Raw genomic sequence first — 16,380 nt, 5'->3', positions numbered from 1 at the left:
CCTACCGCTTCATCTTTGGATCTAATGCATCACGAAGTGCATCGCCAAGTATATTAATTGATACAACTGTTATAAAGATTGCAAAACCAGGCGGTATCCATAACCACGGGCGCTTTTGGAAATCGATTAATGAGTTTGCTGCACTAATCATATTTCCCCACGATGGTGTAGGCGGGACAACGCCAAGACCTAAGTAACTTAGTGCAGACTCTCCTAAAATAGAACCCGCAACACCTAATGTTGATACAACAATTAATATCGGCAGAACATTCGGTATTAAATGATATACTATTTTCCGGTAATCGTTTATCCCAAGCACATCAGCAGCTTGCATAAACGATTGTTCTCGTAGCGATAAAATTTGACCTCGTACGAGGCGTGCAAGTCCTGGCCAACCTACTAAACTTAAAATGATCATAATGACATAAAGACGATAATCAGATGGTACTTTCCATTCTGATAAAATAGCTCCCATTATAATAAGCAATGGTAATCCTGGCATCGACATTAAAATATCAGCAAGACGCATTATAATATTGTCGACAATGCCACGATAAAAACCTGCAATCGCTCCTAATAAAGCACCTAGTATAACGGATAACACCATTGAAGCTAAGCCGATCGTTAATGAAATCCGTCCGGCTTGCATAAGCCTCGTTAAAATATCCCTTCCTAATTGATCTGTACCAAGCCAATGAGAAAAACTAGGTGGTTTGTTAATTAACGTAACTTGTATTTTCCCTGATGCATACGGCGAAAAGAATGGACCGATAAAACAAAATAAAAACATAAAAACTAATGCGTAAAATCCTATAAGTGCCATTTTATTTTTCTTTATCCTTTTAAAAGCTTGCCTCCATGGCGATGATTCATTCCGTCTTTTCTTCTTTGCTTTTTTCTCTGTAATTGCTGTAACAGTTTCCATCTCTTTCCCCCCTTACTTCAACCGAATACGTGGATCAACAACTGCATATACAACATCCGCAAAAAAGTTTGAAACAATTGTCAAACAAGAAAGAAACATTGTAAATGCCATTAATACCGTATAATCACGAAAATTAAGTGCTTCTAATTGAATATTACCGATACCTGGCCAATTGAAAATTTGTTCTATAATAATTGCTCCTGAAAACAATCCTGGTAATTCAAATGCAAGCAATGTAATAGCCGGCAGAATTGCATTTTTTAGTGCGTGTTTATAAATAACAGTCTTCTCCTTTAAACCTTTTGCTCTAGCCGTTCGAATGTAATCTTGCCGTACAACTTCTAACATACTCGTTCTAAAATAACGAGTTAATGAGCCAACTCCAAGAAGAGTCAAAATAAACACGGGTAAAACCATATGCTTTGCAACTTCTATTACGTAAGCAAGCCCAGTCGAATTACTCCCAACATCAATCATCCCGCCTATCGGTAATAGCTTAAAGTCAACCGCAAACACTTTAATTAAAAACAAACCGATAAAGAATGAAGGGAATGACATCGCTGCAAAAACACCGATTGTTACAAGCTTATCGAATAAAGAATGTTGCTTTGTCGCTGAAAATACACCAATAATAAGTGCAATTAGCCAAATAAAGAACAACGCAATAACTGCGACAATAAACGAATTCCATATAAATTTATTTAATAATGACGTTACAGGTTCTTGATATTGAAGAGAAAAACCAAAATCCCCCTGCAATGCATTACCGAGCCAGTGAAAATATCGCTCAACAATTGGTTTATTTAAACCATATAACTCTCTAAGTTCTTCAGCTCTTTGCGGTGTAATCTTTGGATTTGAATCAATATAGTCACCGGGAAGAAGCGCGAATAAAAAAAAGATAATAACTGACGTACCCAACAGTGTAGGAATCATTTGTAACAACCTACGAATGATATATGTTTTCACCCTTTTTCTCTCCAATCTTATGCTTAAAATAGAAGAACATTTTTTCAAAGCGGCACACTACTTGCCGAGTGAAAAAATGTCTTCTACTTATACATTCTTATCCTTATTTTTCAATAGATAATACTGGTAAGTTTGCACTAATACTATTGTATTTTTCAGGGTCAATTCCTTTTATATTCCCGTTGTATCCTGTAATTGTTCTACGGTAGTTTAATAGAATTACTGGTGGATCATCACTTAATTCTTTATACAGTTCTTTATAGATTGGTTTACGTTTTTCAATATCTACCGTTTCAATACCTTTTTGAATTAACTCATCTACTTTTGCATTCTTGTAACCAAGGCTAGTTTCATTTGCACTAGACAAATATTCACCAGCTGTTTCACTCGGATCACTTGTAATTGGTGTCGAAACAGAAGCTAAATCATAATCACCTTTGTTTACCTTCGAAAGCATAGTGTTAAAATCCATAAATTCAGGATTAAATTCTACACCTATCTCTTTATAATTCTCTTTCGCAATCGGAATTAATAAATCACTATCCTTAGCAGAACTTGGGCCGAAATACGAAAGTTTTAATTTTTGACCATCTTTTTCACGAATTCCATCCGAACCAACTTTCCATCCTGCTTCATCTAATAGTTTTTTTGCTTTTTCTTTATCATATTCATATTTATTAACCCCTTCTTCCGTATAGGCCCAAGAAGTTGGGTGAATTGGTACGTTAGCTACTGTACCGTATCCTTTTAATGCTGTATCAACATATTTTTTACGATCTAATCCGTAAATAAGTGCTTGGCGTACTTTTTTATCCTTTAAGTACGGCTTATTATTATTCATATAAATATAACTAAACGATGCGGCTGTTTCGATTTGAATGTTCGCAAATTGTAAACCTTTCGCCTGTTCAAGAATTTCATCACCAGTACCTAAGCCAGTGTAATCAACTTCACCTGTTTGGAACAATTGAAGCTTTGTATCACCAGCAGTGATTTTATAAATGAAGTTTGGGATTTTCGGTTTACCTGCATAATAATTTTCATTTGCTACAAATCGAACTTCTTGACCTGGAATATACTTTTCAAATTTATATGGACCCGCAGCTATCGGCTTTCCATATAACTCTTTTAAATAATCTAAACTTGTATTCTGTTTATAGCCTTTTCCATAATAAGCTTTTGATAGCACTGGTCCACCTAAAGCAGTTAGTGTCTGCGAATTAACTTTTTCAGTCGTAATTTTAATTGTCTGCGGGTCAACAACCTGAATTCCTTCAATTGAAGTTGCCTTTCCTTCTTTATAGTCTTTACCGCCTTTAACCGCGTATTGGGAAATGTCTATTTCACCTTCATACGCCTTATCATGTAAAAGCGTCAATGTGAACGCTACATCATCTGCTGTTAATGGCGAACCATCACTAAATTTTAAATCTTTACGTAAATGGAATGTATATGTTAACTGATCAGAAGAAACATCCCACTTCTCAGCTAATTCAGGGGTTGGCTTTCCTTGTTTATCTGTCGATACAAGAGATGCAAAAATAACAGAAGTTACGTTTCCATCCCAGCCATTTTGCTGAAAGTATGGTAAAAAGACACCACCAGGTTTACTAATCCCCACAACTAACGTGTCTTTTCGATCCTTTGCTTTATCGGGTACTTTCGTCTTATCTGTAGCCGCAATCTTTTCGATTTTTATATTTTTTAAATCTTGCTGTTTAACTGGTTCTGTAGAAGCTGTATCCTCCTGTCCCCCACAAGCAGATAACACAAGCGAACTACTCAGCAATACTGAAAATACACCAGCCCATTTTTTTGTCTTTTTCTTCATTGTCCCCACCCTAACTTTTTTTTAATAATTACACCTTATGAACTGCTTGCCTTATGTATGCCTCCCACAGCAACATTTTATAGCCAATCGGAAAAGTCGGTTTTAATTATAAAAAAATAGTTGTTTTTGAGGGGTAACAATCTTATTCCGACCTTTCCGGTAGACTTTATGGTTATTAGCTTATATCTTTCAGTATATTTTGTCAATTATTTCTATATAAATATTTCGAGAATTCTCCAAAAATTATTGAGCAATATTCAATTTAGGTAAACTTAACAAAATACCATTATAGTTATCTTCTTGTAATCCTTGAATTCGTGCATTATGTGCAGACACGACTTTGCTATTGTTTAAGAAAATAACAGGTGGATCTTCACTTAACTCTTGATATAGTTTTTTATAGATTTCTTTTCGTTTTTCAATATCCAATGTTTCTAATGCCTGCTTAGCTAATTCATCTACTTTCGGATTATGATATCCATCATAATTACGCTTACTTGTCGAAACAAACTCCTCAATTGTTCCGCTTGGATCATCAATCATCGGTGTGGAGACCATCGCTAAATCATAATCTCCTTTAATTACCTTGGAAATCATCGTATTAAAGTCCATGTATTCAGGATTGAAATCTACCCCAATCTTTTTGTAATCCTCTTTCATAACGGGGATCATCACATCATTTATTTTACTTGCAGAAGAAGCAAAATAACTTACCTTCAATTTTTGGCCATCTTTTTCACGAATACCATCTGACCCAGCCTTCCACCCTGCTTCATCAAGTAATTTCTTCGCTTTTTCTAAATTATATTCGTATTTATTGATTCCTTCTTCCGTATACGCCCACGAAACTGGTGTAATTGGCACATTAACAAGTGAAGCATAACCTTGGAAATACGTATCAATTACTTTTTGGCGCTCTAATCCGTAAATAAACGCTTGGCGTACACGTTTATCTTTAAAGTATGACTTCTTATAATTCATTTTAATATAGCCGTAAGAACTTCCTGTATACACATTAATATTAGCGAAACCTAGATCTTTTAATTGCTCAATCGTTTCCGTATTTGTCGTGAAGCCATCATAATCTACTTCTCCCGCTTGAAATTGTTGCAAATTCGTATCACCTTTTGTAATTTTATAAATAAAGTGCTCAATCTTCGGTTTACCTTCAAAATAATTTTCATTTGCTACAAAACGAACTTCTTGACCTGGAATATATTTATCTAGTTTATAGGCTCCTGCCCCCATCGGTTTTCCGTATAACTCTTTTAAATACTCTAAATTTCCTTGCTTATATTCTTTACCGTAATAAGCTTTTGATATAACTTCTCCACCAATTAACGATAATGTTTGGGCATTTACCTTCTCAGTTGTAATCGTAATTGTTTTCGGATCGATGACTTGAATCCCCTCAATAGATGTAGCCTTTCCTTCTTTATATGCTTGCCCACCCTTTATTGCTGTTTGGCTTATGTCCGTTGCACCACTATAAGTTGGATCATGCAGTAACGTTAATGTAAATGCTACATCATCCGCTGTTAACGGCGAACCATCACTAAACTTTACATCATCTTTCAAATGGAACGTATATGTAAGCTGATTCTCCGAAATATCCCACTTCTTCGCTAGAATCGGGATTGGTTTGCCTTCCTTATCCAGCCCAACAAGAGGAGCAAAGATAGCTTGCGTTATATTGCCATCCCACCCATTCTCCATAAAATGCGGAAGGAATATCCCGCCAGGGCTCGGCATTCCAATTACAAAAGTATCTTTTCTTTCCTTTGCCTTTGCTGGACTTTTTGCTTTGTCACTCGCCTTAATAAACTCATCTTTTACTTTTGGCATCTTTGCTGCTTCATTTGTACTTTTCTCTTCTTGAACGCATCCTGCTAATAAAACCGATGTACTAAGGAATGTAGCAAGTAGCCCTTTCAAAGCCTTTCGCATAATTCTCACCCTTACTTTCCTGTTTTTTAATTAAGAGGGAACATAACGCTCCTTTCTGTAACTATCTTTATTTTACCTATAAAAATAGTATGAATTGATTTCAAGATTATTCCTTTTCAATAGGTATGTCAATCCTTACTAATTGTTTTCTCTCAAAAAAACAAAAAACACCTTCTATTACCTAATAGCCCCACATAGAATAATAACAACCAACTACCAAAAAGGGGGCGAAAACATGGACAACCTATTCCAATATGTCCTGCACTATATATTATTAACAATTATGATAGTCGGGGCACTATTACTATTCCCGTTCTTCCCAAAGTTCGTCCTCTTTTTAGCTTTTTTTATTATGCTCGGGATCGCTGTTATAATTTCAACAAGGGAAGATACTCCAAAAAAAGAAAGCAGAGTTCAGCGCGTAAGGCTGTAACTCTGCTTCTTTTTTTACTTTCAACCATGAGTCTCTGTCACGCATACTTATGTCTCGGGAAATAATTAGCCTACACTTCTGTAATTACTATTATTGAAAAAGCTTTTGATAACATTTATTTTTCTCTTTACCAGTTCTTCAATTTCGATATGGAATTTTTGCTGGATGAAAATTGCGTAACATAAATTTATCAAAATTACTGTTTCACGTGAAACACATTTTTTATTTATCCCTTACGTAAAATATTATTATAAAGTTAAACTTTAATCAGTGGGGGGTTGTTCATCCCCCACCGATTATTAAGCCTCACCAATCGGACGTTTACGGGCAGCAGGGCTCCAACCGAATTTTGAGGTGGGAGTCTTACTGCCCCGCAAATAGCAGGGTAAAAAGGAAAGCTAATCCCTTCAGCAAAACTGAAAGGAATTAGCTTTCTAATTTTTACTCCACAATATTCTCTAACTCAGTATATAACTCCGCTCGTAAAAACTCTTTTTTCGTTTTTTCTTCATACAATTGTTCAAGCATTTCAACATCAACCACATGTTCCATTTTACATTCGATTGCATATATATCTTCTTCTATATGCATTAACTCGTTTTCAACTTCCTCTAAATTCCTAGACTCCTTCTTTTTTATAGGCATTACTTTCAACACTTTATTCCCTTGCTGTTGCTGCTTCTGTTTTGCTACTTGTTTCTCAATTCTTTCTTCCCACTTTTGACGAGCCCATGCATAGTTTCCTGCAAACTCAAATAATTTGTGTTCATCAATCCAATATGTCTTTTCAAACAATTTATTTAAGAAATAACGATCATGTGAAACAGCTAAAATCGTCCCATTATATTGTTCAAGGGCTTCCTCTAAAACTTCCCTTGATTCAATATCAAGATGATTCGTCGGCTCATCTAAAATAAGAAAGTTAACATCTTGATACATAAGTTGCGCGAGCCTTAACCTCATTTTTTCTCCGCCGCTCAGTTGCGTTACTTTCTTAAAAACAGCTGGACCATAAAATAAAAAGCGAGCTAATATATGTCTTGCCTCTCCCTCTGTTACAGCCACACAATCTCTGAAAGCTTCCAATACATTGTTCTTCATATTCCCATACGCATGTTGCGATAAATAACCGATTTTCACACTACTACCAATCCGAATTTCTCCAGCATCTTGCTTCATTTCTTCTAATAGTAATTTTAATAACGTAGTCTTTCCTGTACCATTACGTCCAACGATAGCTGCGCGCTCCTGAAAACGAATATGCAAATTTGCCTTCTCGAATAAAGGTCTGTCGGCAAATCCTTTACTCACTTCTTTCATTACAACAACATCTTTCCCGCTTCTCTCTTGCCCTTCAAACTGAAGTCCCATCTGTTTTCTATCCAAAATGGGTCTCTTTAGTTTCTCTATACGCTCTAATGCACGTTCCATATTTCTCGCTCTCTTGTGCAATCCTTCATTCGGCGGATTCGCCTGATTTGCCCATTCACGTAGACGCTTAATTGCTTCTTTCATTTTCTTTATTTTCTTTTGCTGTTCTTGATACGCTTGAAATTCTTGAAGCAACCGTTCTTCCTTTTCCTCAACAAACTGGGAATAGTTCGTATGATATACGTGAATTTCTCCATCTTCTAAATCAAAAATTTTCGTTACAACTTCATCAAGGAAATAGCGATCATGCGAAATGACCATAACTGTTCCTGTATATTCTTTTAGAAATTGCTCTAACCACTCTACGGCAAATAAATCTAGATGATTGGTTGGTTCATCTAATAGAAGTAAATCCGGTTTCTGCAATAGCATGTACGCAAGACTTACTTTTGTTTGTTCTCCACCACTTAACTCCATAAATGATCGTGGAAACAGTTCCGTCACCTGTAGACCATTTGCCACCTTCATAATATTCGCTTCTATTTCATAGCCACCGAGAAACGCGTACCTTTCTTGAATTACTCCGTATCTCTCCATCGATTTTTGTAAAGCAGATGCTTCCTGTTCTTCCGCCATATTTTTTTCTAAATCATGCATTTCTATCTCCAACTCTTTTTCCTTTTTAAAAGCGGAGCTTAATACATCATATACATTCATTTCATTATTGAATTTTGGAATTTGTGCTACATGCCCGATGCATGTACCTTTCTTCATATGAATGGCTCCCGCATCCAAACTCTCCATTCCTGTTAGAATTTGCAAGATAGTTGTCTTCCCACTACCGTTACGACCAACTAACCCAATACGTTCACCATTCTTTATTTCAAGCGATATATTTTCAAATATGATGTTTCCACCAAAAGATTTCGTTACATTATTTACACTACAAATTGTCATTTTCCGTACTCCTCTCAATATAAAAAACCATGGGAAAGAAACATTCCCCATGGTTTTTGGCATAGAAAAAGGAAGCCAAATAGCTCCCTTTTCACACGTTTATCAAAAATGGGTGAAGAGACTTCTATCGTTCAATAGCTACTATGCAATTGTTAAAAAAAGGGCATACGTATCCCGTTAACAACTACATCATGAAAAATCGCACGACAAAAATAGATATAATCTAAAAATTTGGCACGTGCAGCTAAAGAACGTTTCATCTCATTCACCCCTTTCGTACGGAATTTAATACTACTTCTTTATTATACTTTCCCATTTCATGTTTGAATAGTCATTTTTCTGAAAATAATGAAGATAGACTAAACATTTCAATAAGTGACATCAAATCTTACAAAACTGTTATGTTCACGTAATGGAAAGCGATAGTACGAAAAGATGCCTCCCTATACAATAAAGGTATAAACAAGAGAGACAAAAACAAGGAGGAAAACAATTATGATGAAAGAAATCTTAAAAGCAATCTTTGAGGTATTAGTGAACGGACAAGCAGTTGTAAAAGAACTAAACGAACTATAAAAAGGAGTGAAGGAATATGATGAACATGGTGAAAATGATTTTACACGCTTTAGTCGACGCAAAAGCAGTTAGCCAAGAATTAAACCAACAATAAAAAGGGGTATATGAATATGAAGAAAGCCATTATTGTAATCGCAAGTACGGCAATTGCCTTATACACAATAAAAAATAGAAAAAAGAAACAAAATGCAAATGCTCTATATTATCCATACACACTATTGAAGAAAAAATAAAAGACAAGGTACCCTATTGTAATGAGGATATCTTGTCTTTTATTTTTCCCTATTCCCTTTAAAGGATTTCCTCCTCCTTTTCCCGAATGTATTAAGCGGGATTTTTACACATATTTTAAAGGGGCATATATACAAATGGATACACAACAACTATATTTTTTAAACGATATCGGTAAACAAAAACCAGAAAGCATTCGGAACAGAAGCGCTGCATGTCCTTTTTGTGACAGAGAAAATTTAACGGATATTTTAGCAGCTGAGGGCTCTATTATTTGGTTAAAAAATAAATTCCCTACATTAAAAGATACCTTTCAAACAGTGCTAATCGAAACAGATAATTGTGAAGATCATATCGGAACATATACAGAAGAACATATGAGAAAACTAATTCGTTTCTCTATTCACCATTGGTTAAACTTACAGAATAACGAGGAATTTGCATCTGTGATTTTATATAAAAATCATGGTCCATTTTCAGGTGGCAGTTTGCACCATGCACACATGCAAATTATCGGAATGAAATATGTAGACTATCTCGAAAACGTAGAAAAGGAAAATTTCCAAGGAGTAATTGTACAAAAAAACGAACGTATTGAACTCAATATTTCAGAGCGTCCTATTATTGGCTTTACTGAATTTAACATAGTCATTGAAGATATTGCATTTATAGATGAAATGGCAAATTATATTCAGCAAACTGTACGTTACATACTGACAGATTTCCATAAAGGATGTAGTAGTTATAACTTATTCTTCTATCATCTAAATGGAAAAATCATTTGTAAAGTTGTTCCTAGGTTTGTCGTTTCACCATTGTATGTAGGATATAAAATACCACAAGTTTCTACAAAACTAGAAGAGGTGAAAATACAACTAGCGCAATATTTCATGAAACAAGAAGACAAAATTATTCATAAAAAAATAGAGTAGGTGTCGAAAACCTACTCTTTTATTACGCCTTTATTCCGATAATATACATCTTCTAATCCAACGTTATACTTCATATTGTTATCCGTCCACTCTGGCCCTAGATTCCCTGGCCATCCTGATGTATTTGCTATATATTTCAGTAATGCAAAATCAGTCAAACCCTTTTGCACCCCGCGCTTATACCCTTTCAGTAAGTGTGGCATTGCAATTTGCGCATTTGTACGCGGATCTTTCAACTCTTCATCAGTTAAATTATCCGGTGCAAGCCCACCACCGCGGTGCAATTGAAACAATCCGAATGAAGTTCCGTTATCTCCAACACTTCTTGGATTTAACCTACTTTCATGTTCGGCAATTGTAAGAGGTATCCATTCTGGAAGGTTTACTTTCTTTGCTTCCTCTATAATAATTTGTTTCATCTGTTTTGCTTCCTCTGAATCAACATAGCTTGTCTCATTTATTAGTTTATCCATTCCTTCAGACTTCTCTTGGAAATATAAATACACTCCAAGAACAACTAAAAATCCTACAAAGAATTTCTTCACTACCTCTACCTCTTTCTCCGCTGAAATTCGTCCCCTTTCAGCTTTCCCTTTACAATTACCTACATTCTATCGTTCTCTTACTCTTCCATCATAGCAAATTACTATACATATTATCATCATGCTTTAGACTGATTTTGTGAAAAAACAGTTGGTAAATACGTGCAAAAATGTAACTTACATGGACTATAACTTATTTCTTGTATATAATTGTAAATTGAATTCTACATATAGAATAGGAGCACACAAAATGAAAAAATGCCTAATACTCTTGTTCAGTATTTTACTACTCATACCTGTACACACATCCGCACAAACATCATCAAAACCAAAGGTACTTATTTTATATAGTACAGAAAATAATACAGTTACAAACAATGTACAAATCCTTAATACTCAGTTAGGGCACTTTACAAAAGATATAACAGTAAAAAGTTTAAAAGAGATAAATGAAATTACTAACTCATCTTCTTATACACATATCGTTTATATAGGAGAGAAAAAAGAAGATCTTTCCACTGAAGTAAAACAATTTCTGGAAAGCTTCTCAGGTCCAGTATTAGTTTTAGGTCAAAATGTTGAGCAATTATCTAATCGTTTTTCGTTCATTACCTCGGATGAAACTGATATACGAACTCATACTATAGAATATCCGACACGCAAATTAAAAAATGAATTACAAGAAGAACGCTTAATGAAGAAAATTGAAGCAAAAGGAACAACTCTTGCTTATGCCTTGAGTGCCGATGGAAACCATCCGTTAATCGTTCACCAAGGAACATCATATTACGTTGCAACTCCAAACCTTTTCGATTGGATGTCTCATTACGTCGGTGAAATGCTATTTTCTTACTTTGAACAAAAGCCGATGACAAATAAAACTTCAGCTTATTTACGTCTTGAAGACGTTCATCCAGCTGTAAATGTAAAGCAATTAAAAGAAATTGCTGAATTACTAAAAGAGAAAAACCTTCCTTATATGATTACTGTTATCCCTGTTTACAAAGATCCCGACACAGGAAAAACAGTACATTTAAAGGATAACTCTGAATTAGTCGATGTTTTACGCTTTATGCAAGATAACGGCGGTTCTATCGTTATGCATGGTTACACCCATCAGTTTTATGATAGTGAAACTGGCGAAGGTTTTGAGTTTTGGGATGTAAAAACAGATCAACCAATTCGCCAACCAAACCATGAAAAACCAAAGGCAAAAGAAGATTTTCAGTCTACAGAAGACTATAATAAATACATAGAAAACGGAAAAGCCTTCGAAGAAAAATATACGAAAGATCATATTGAAAAAGGGATTACAGAGCTTGTAGAAGCGAAATTATATCCAGTTGCCTTTGAGGCTCCGCACTATACAATGTCTCAAAAAGGATATGAAATACTATCACAATATTTTTCAACTTATGTAGGACAACTACAACTAAACGATACAACTTGGAAATCAATGCACTCACCGGCTTATATAAGTACACCGTCATTTTTACATGGGATGAAATTAATTCCTGAAACTGTTGGCTTTATTGAAGAAGATAAACCACAAGCTATAGCAAAAATGAAAGAACGTGCTGTATCTATCAAAAAATTATCCGATGGAATTATCGGTGCATTTTATCACCCTTACTTAGGTGTTACACCATTAAAAGAAGTATTAAAAGAACTGGAAAGCATTCCAAACATAGAGTGGATTGATTTACAAAAAGAAACGAATGAAGTAAAAATGAAAGATATTCATATTACTACTAATAAAGACGGCATTCACGTTGAAAAACCAACAAGTGCGAATGACATAATGGATTATATAAAACAATATGGGTTCTTTCTTATAATTGGGTTCATTATAATTGTCTTTCTTTTATTATTAAGACGTGCGAAAAAATTAGAATCCTAATATAAAACCACCAAGCAAAATGCTTGGTGGTTTTTTTAACTTAAACCAAAACGCGGCATGTTATTAATAACCCATTGATTATTTTCATAAATAAATTCAACTTCTACCTTTTCCGTTACATTATCATAGTCATTATACGTTTCTACCTGCGCTTTTATTTTTCCATCCTTTAATTCGGCAGAAATAATTTTTGTAAATTTAGTTCCTGCTCTTGACCCTGGATCTCCAATAACATAGTGCATTTTTCCATTTAACTCTTTAATATACTTACTCTTCATATACTCTGCTATAAATGATTTTGAGAAGTACGTAGATAGCGTAATCTCTAAAGTATCCTTCGTATTATAAATAGGATTCACTAATTCCCCGTATGAAAAATCCCCTACTCGTTTTGGGTTTCCTGTTAGTGCAGCCATTTGAATATTGGTAAGTTCCTTCTGTGCATTCCATACTTTCTGTAACATAGCGTCATCTGCTAGCTTCTTATCTTGTACTTCATTTGATTTCTTTGTATCTAGATTCAAAATAGTTCCATTATCTGTATAGAGATACATATCTCCTGCTACAAAATATAAATAGGATTTAGTTGGCTCTATTGCTTTATTATAAATTACCTTTTCATTTCCACCATTAATTTTCTTCTTATACACTCCATCATTTTTCAAGTAATAAAAAGTATCACCTTTCACATTCATCTGCAAGGCATCCTTTACCAATAACTTTTCATTATTTTGTTGAGTGTCTATCTCATATATACCATGCTCAGCTTGATTTACTTCAAAAGGTAACGAAAAATCAACAACAGCATATAATTTTTCATTATTATAAGTCGCACTAGATATTGTTGCATAACTTTCTTTTGACCAAGTTTGATTGTCTTTTGTCACTTGTGTTCCACGATTTTTATTCCAATGTAGAATACTATCGTCTATCGTTCGAGACCAGCCAGAGTTTTTAAATGCAGCTTCCTCTTCTTGCCCTGTTTTCAAATCCATTTTTACAATCCCTACAATATCAAAACCACCATGTTCAGAATACTTTTTCTGGTAAAATAACGTTTGGTCTTTTATATAAACATAATTTGTATCTGCTTTTAACGTATCCAGCTTTTTAGAAGATATATCATACTTCATTAAAGAAGATAGTCCCGCATTTCTATCTTCATCTGTATGAATAAAATATAAAGATTTATTTTTTATATTTATGTAAGAAGCATCCACACCTTTTACTACAAGTTCTGATGTTTGAAATTGATCCTTCGTACGATAAATGCCTCCTGTATTTTTATCACCATTTACCGCATAGTAAATCCATCCATTACTCTCTGCCATTTTTCCTTTGTTAGAACTATTTCCAACTGCATTCCCATTTTTCTCATTTTCTTTCATCTGTTTTTCAACTATTGGATCCACTTGTTCTTCCTTATTTTCTTGTGCTACGTTTGTATTTGTCGCCTTTTTTTCTGATTCGCACCCAAACATCGCAAGCGACAGCGCTCCGGTCATAATCGTAATAGCTATCTTTTTATATGCTTCCCCCATTTTCTCCCCCTGCTTCCTTCATCAAATTAAACATATGATAAATTATAGAAAATATTAGAAAAAATATCCATAACAAAAAGGATAAGAGTGACTCTCCTATCCTTTCGAATAAAGTGAAACTTTAATCAGTAAGGGTTTTGTTCATCCCCCATTGATTATTAGCCTTCACCAATCGAGCTTTTACGGACAGCCCGACCCCCGCCTAACTTCTCTACTTTCACTGAACTTTGAGGTGGGGGTCCTACTGCCCGTTAATGCGGGGTAAAATTGAATTGTATTTTCGTATATTGTTTCTGTAACCTCATCAACAGATATGTTTTTTATAACACTAATTTCCTTTAATACCTCTCGAATCATTGTCGGATGCGTCATAACACCCTCTTGAAATTCCCATGGGCCATCTGTTTCTACCATCATATATTCAAGCGGATAATACGAAACGATTTTTCTAATTTTCTCCTTATGTAAAACATCCGGTGTGATAGAAATATAATAACCGTTCCTCATCATCCGTTTCATTGTCTCTTCACTCCCTTTAAACCAGTGGAAGTGTGCACGTGAAACTTTATATTCTTCAAGAAAATCACATACAGTGTCAGCATCTTCATAAACCGCATGCAATATAATTGGTAAATCGTATTTACTAGCTAGTTCCACAAATTTTTTTAACACCGCTATGTATGGATCGATAGCAATATTTTCATCTTCTTTCCTTAAATAATATGGCAAGCCCACTTCACCAATCGCAACGATTTTCTCTACATGATCTTCAATTAATTTATAAATTTGCTCACATTCCTCTTTATGAATCGGTTGCTCCGGGTGAAAACCTATTGCTGGATGTACAAAAGGATATCGCTTTGCTAAAGATAAAGTTTCTAGGCATGATTGATAATTCATAGATACTGCAATAAGCCCTTGTATCTCTTTACTGTTTTCCACATCTATAAGTAATCTACTTTTCTCTTCATTCTCATATTGATCAACATGTATATGGCTATCAATCCATTTCATCTTTATGCCCCCATAAAAAAAACAAGAAAGGGTCTCCCTTCTTGTTTTATCATCTATATTAGTTAACAATTAAATTTGTTATTATATCAAATAATCCAATACATACTATGGCAACAGTAAAGTAGCTACAGAAATCTTTAATTGGAAACTTCACTACTTCTTCTTTACGCATCCCAGTTTTCTCCCTTCTTACTATATCCCTAATTATTTTTTATCTATTTGTATCTATTATGCAAAAAATATGACAAAATTACTATCGAATTAACTTACGTAAACCTTACAATGTTGTAAGGTTTAAAAAAGAGCCTCATCTAAATAGAGATGAGGGCTATTCAAAATTAGTTGGTTTTTTATTCTTCATTAACATTACAAACAGAAAGTAATACAGTGAGACTTTCTAGTTACACTATATGAAATTCACTATCTATTAACCATCGAATTACATTACAGAAGGCTTACATGTTTGTAAGCTATGTGTAATGTAATTCGATAGTTTCCCTTACCTATATTTCGTACAATAAAGTTAGAAAGTAAGCCAAATAAGAAGAACACTCACATAACCAAATTACATTGCTAGTAGCCGGCTCTTCTTATACCTTTCACTCATGCTACTACAATGTACCCCCTTCCCCTTTATATAATAAAAAGAGCCTTAGTCCATATGGACTAAGGCTTTTTCATACGCTTCAAAATACCCCTACCTAGTATTTTTATTTTCGACAAAAAATAGGTGGGGGTATAATCCGCTATCTCGTCGTTAAAAGTTTACTCTTCGCATTAATAGGAATATTTACAGCTTCAATTTCTTCAATCGTCTCGCCGTATCGTCCTTTTGCATACACTTTTAATGCTTCATCTCTCTTTAACATATGCTTAACGGTCTTCTTTATTTTTTGTTCTTTTCCACGTTCGTCAAATGCAATAAATTCATATTCATACCATTCATCACCAATATGCTGACCAATTGTATTCACAACCGTATAATATTCTTTCGTCTTATAAAGTGGATTATATTTATCTATAACTGGTCCAAGTTTCGTAGGCAGTAACATTACTACTATCACTATCATCGCTATTATAGTAGTGATCATCTTTTTCTTCATACTAAACATTCCTCCTCCGCAGGATATATATACATCCATTTTAAAAAGAAGGAATAAAATCTACTATTGAATCTCATTACATTACACTTACATTTTTGTAAGAATTAA

13 protein-coding genes and 1 pseudogene are annotated in these 16,380 nt (G+C 34.4%); 4 read left to right on the top strand and 10 right to left on the bottom strand.

What is annotated here, in order from left to right; all coding sequences use genetic code 11:
• Position 1: 1 nt before the first annotated feature.
• From opp4C to Q3V31_RS27920, 4 genes are all read right to left on the bottom strand, one after another.
• The gene (gene opp4C / locus Q3V31_RS27935) at positions 2-925 is read right to left on the bottom strand and encodes an oligopeptide ABC transporter permease (protein WP_000451059.1); all 924 of its coding nucleotides are present in this window, start codon (positions 923-925) and stop codon (positions 2-4) included.
• 12 nt (positions 926-937) lie between these two features.
• A complete protein-coding gene (locus tag Q3V31_RS27930; RefSeq protein ID WP_000860698.1) occupies positions 938-1,894 on the bottom strand; it encodes an ABC transporter permease in 957 nt (318 codons plus the stop codon).
• A gap of 103 nt (positions 1,895-1,997) precedes the next feature.
• On the bottom strand, positions 1,998-3,725 hold the full coding sequence (locus Q3V31_RS27925) for an ABC transporter substrate-binding protein (protein WP_016128220.1): 1,728 nt from the start codon (positions 3,723-3,725) through the stop codon (positions 1,998-2,000).
• 243 nt (positions 3,726-3,968) lie between these two features.
• Positions 3,969-5,672, bottom strand: coding sequence for an ABC transporter substrate-binding protein (locus Q3V31_RS27920; protein WP_329767546.1), 1,704 nt, complete (start codon positions 5,670-5,672; stop codon positions 3,969-3,971).
• A 235-nt stretch (positions 5,673-5,907) separates the two neighbouring features.
• Here Q3V31_RS27920 and Q3V31_RS27915 point away from each other — a divergent pair, with 235 nt between their 5' ends.
• Complete coding sequence (locus Q3V31_RS27915; protein WP_000369245.1) at positions 5,908-6,105, top strand: hypothetical protein; 198 nt, start codon at positions 5,908-5,910, stop codon at positions 6,103-6,105.
• Between the two features lie 441 nt (positions 6,106-6,546).
• Here the strand turns inward: Q3V31_RS27915 and abc-f are convergent, their stop codons facing one another.
• Both abc-f and Q3V31_RS27905 read right to left on the bottom strand, forming a co-directional pair.
• Positions 6,547-8,433: a ribosomal protection-like ABC-F family protein gene (abc-f, locus tag Q3V31_RS27910; RefSeq protein ID WP_016128218.1), complete on the bottom strand. Its 1,887-nt coding sequence runs from the start codon at positions 8,431-8,433 to the stop codon at positions 6,547-6,549.
• A gap of 124 nt (positions 8,434-8,557) precedes the next feature.
• Positions 8,558-8,693, bottom strand: a pseudogene (locus Q3V31_RS27905) (RAxF-45 family protein).
• A gap of 420 nt (positions 8,694-9,113) precedes the next feature.
• Here Q3V31_RS27905 and Q3V31_RS27900 point away from each other — a divergent pair.
• Together Q3V31_RS27900 and Q3V31_RS27895 are read left to right on the top strand one after the other, a co-directional pair.
• Complete coding sequence (locus Q3V31_RS27900; protein ID WP_002074188.1) at positions 9,114-9,242, top strand: hypothetical protein; 129 nt, start codon at positions 9,114-9,116, stop codon at positions 9,240-9,242.
• Between the two features lie 135 nt (positions 9,243-9,377).
• Positions 9,378-10,172: a DUF4931 domain-containing protein gene (locus Q3V31_RS27895; protein ID WP_000381032.1), complete on the top strand. Its 795-nt coding sequence runs from the start codon at positions 9,378-9,380 to the stop codon at positions 10,170-10,172.
• Positions 10,173-10,183: 11 nt separating this feature from the next.
• Here Q3V31_RS27895 and Q3V31_RS27890 read toward each other — a convergent pair whose 3' ends face one another.
• The gene (locus Q3V31_RS27890; RefSeq protein ID WP_000713240.1) at positions 10,184-10,717 is read right to left on the bottom strand and encodes a transglycosylase SLT domain-containing protein; all 534 of its coding nucleotides are present in this window, start codon (positions 10,715-10,717) and stop codon (positions 10,184-10,186) included.
• A 247-nt stretch (positions 10,718-10,964) separates the two neighbouring features.
• Between Q3V31_RS27890 and Q3V31_RS27885 the strand changes: the two genes are divergently transcribed.
• Entirely contained in the window at positions 10,965-12,614 is a 1,650-nt protein-coding gene (locus tag Q3V31_RS27885) for a polysaccharide deacetylase family protein (protein ID WP_329767545.1), read from the top strand.
• A 35-nt stretch (positions 12,615-12,649) separates the two neighbouring features.
• On the opposite strand, the gene Q3V31_RS27880 is transcribed toward Q3V31_RS27885, so the two are convergent.
• From Q3V31_RS27880 to Q3V31_RS27870, 3 genes are all read right to left on the bottom strand, one after another.
• Positions 12,650-14,155 (bottom strand): DL-endopeptidase inhibitor IseA family protein, encoded by a 1,506-nt coding sequence (locus tag Q3V31_RS27880; RefSeq protein WP_090814362.1) that lies wholly within the window; start codon positions 14,153-14,155, stop codon positions 12,650-12,652.
• A gap of 180 nt (positions 14,156-14,335) precedes the next feature.
• Positions 14,336-15,169 (bottom strand): TatD family hydrolase, encoded by an 834-nt coding sequence (locus tag Q3V31_RS27875; protein WP_000871058.1) that lies wholly within the window; start codon positions 15,167-15,169, stop codon positions 14,336-14,338.
• Positions 15,170-15,915: 746 nt separating this feature from the next.
• Complete coding sequence (locus Q3V31_RS27870) at positions 15,916-16,272, bottom strand: YxeA family protein (protein ID WP_000728425.1); 357 nt, start codon at positions 16,270-16,272, stop codon at positions 15,916-15,918.
• Between the last annotated feature and the right edge of the window lie 108 nt (positions 16,273-16,380).

The sequence above is a fragment of the Bacillus nitratireducens genome (assembly GCF_036320425.1).
In the GTDB taxonomy this organism is placed as follows: Bacteria; Bacillota; Bacilli; order Bacillales; family Bacillaceae_G; genus Bacillus_A; species Bacillus_A nitratireducens.
The sequence above is the reverse complement of the archived record's forward strand: the minus strand, read 5'-3'. Positions and strand labels throughout refer to the sequence as shown.

What these genes read in the sequence shown, in the direction of transcription:
- Q3V31_RS27920 (WP_329767546.1), bottom strand. Translation starts at nt 5,672, where the DNA reads ATGCGAAAGGCTTTGAAAGGGCTACTTGCTACATTCCTTAGTACATCG.
- Q3V31_RS27895 (WP_000381032.1), top strand. Translation starts at nt 9,378, where the DNA reads ATGGATACACAACAACTATATTTTTTAAACGATATCGGTAAACAAAAA.
- Q3V31_RS27915 (WP_000369245.1), top strand. Translation starts at nt 5,908, where the DNA reads ATGGACAACCTATTCCAATATGTCCTGCACTATATATTATTAACAATT.
- Q3V31_RS27885 (WP_329767545.1), top strand. Translation starts at nt 10,965, where the DNA reads ATGAAAAAATGCCTAATACTCTTGTTCAGTATTTTACTACTCATACCT.
- abc-f (WP_016128218.1), bottom strand. Translation starts at nt 8,433, where the DNA reads ATGACAATTTGTAGTGTAAATAATGTAACGAAATCTTTTGGTGGAAAC.
- Q3V31_RS27880 (WP_090814362.1), bottom strand. Translation starts at nt 14,155, where the DNA reads ATGGGGGAAGCATATAAAAAGATAGCTATTACGATTATGACCGGAGCG.
- Q3V31_RS27925 (WP_016128220.1), bottom strand. Translation starts at nt 3,725, where the DNA reads ATGAAGAAAAAGACAAAAAAATGGGCTGGTGTATTTTCAGTATTGCTG.
- Q3V31_RS27875 (WP_000871058.1), bottom strand. Translation starts at nt 15,169, where the DNA reads ATGAAATGGATTGATAGCCATATACATGTTGATCAATATGAGAATGAA.
- Q3V31_RS27900 (WP_002074188.1), top strand. Translation starts at nt 9,114, where the DNA reads ATGAATATGAAGAAAGCCATTATTGTAATCGCAAGTACGGCAATTGCC.
- Q3V31_RS27870 (WP_000728425.1), bottom strand. Translation starts at nt 16,272, where the DNA reads ATGAAGAAAAAGATGATCACTACTATAATAGCGATGATAGTGATAGTA.
- opp4C (WP_000451059.1), bottom strand. Translation starts at nt 925, where the DNA reads ATGGAAACTGTTACAGCAATTACAGAGAAAAAAGCAAAGAAGAAAAGA.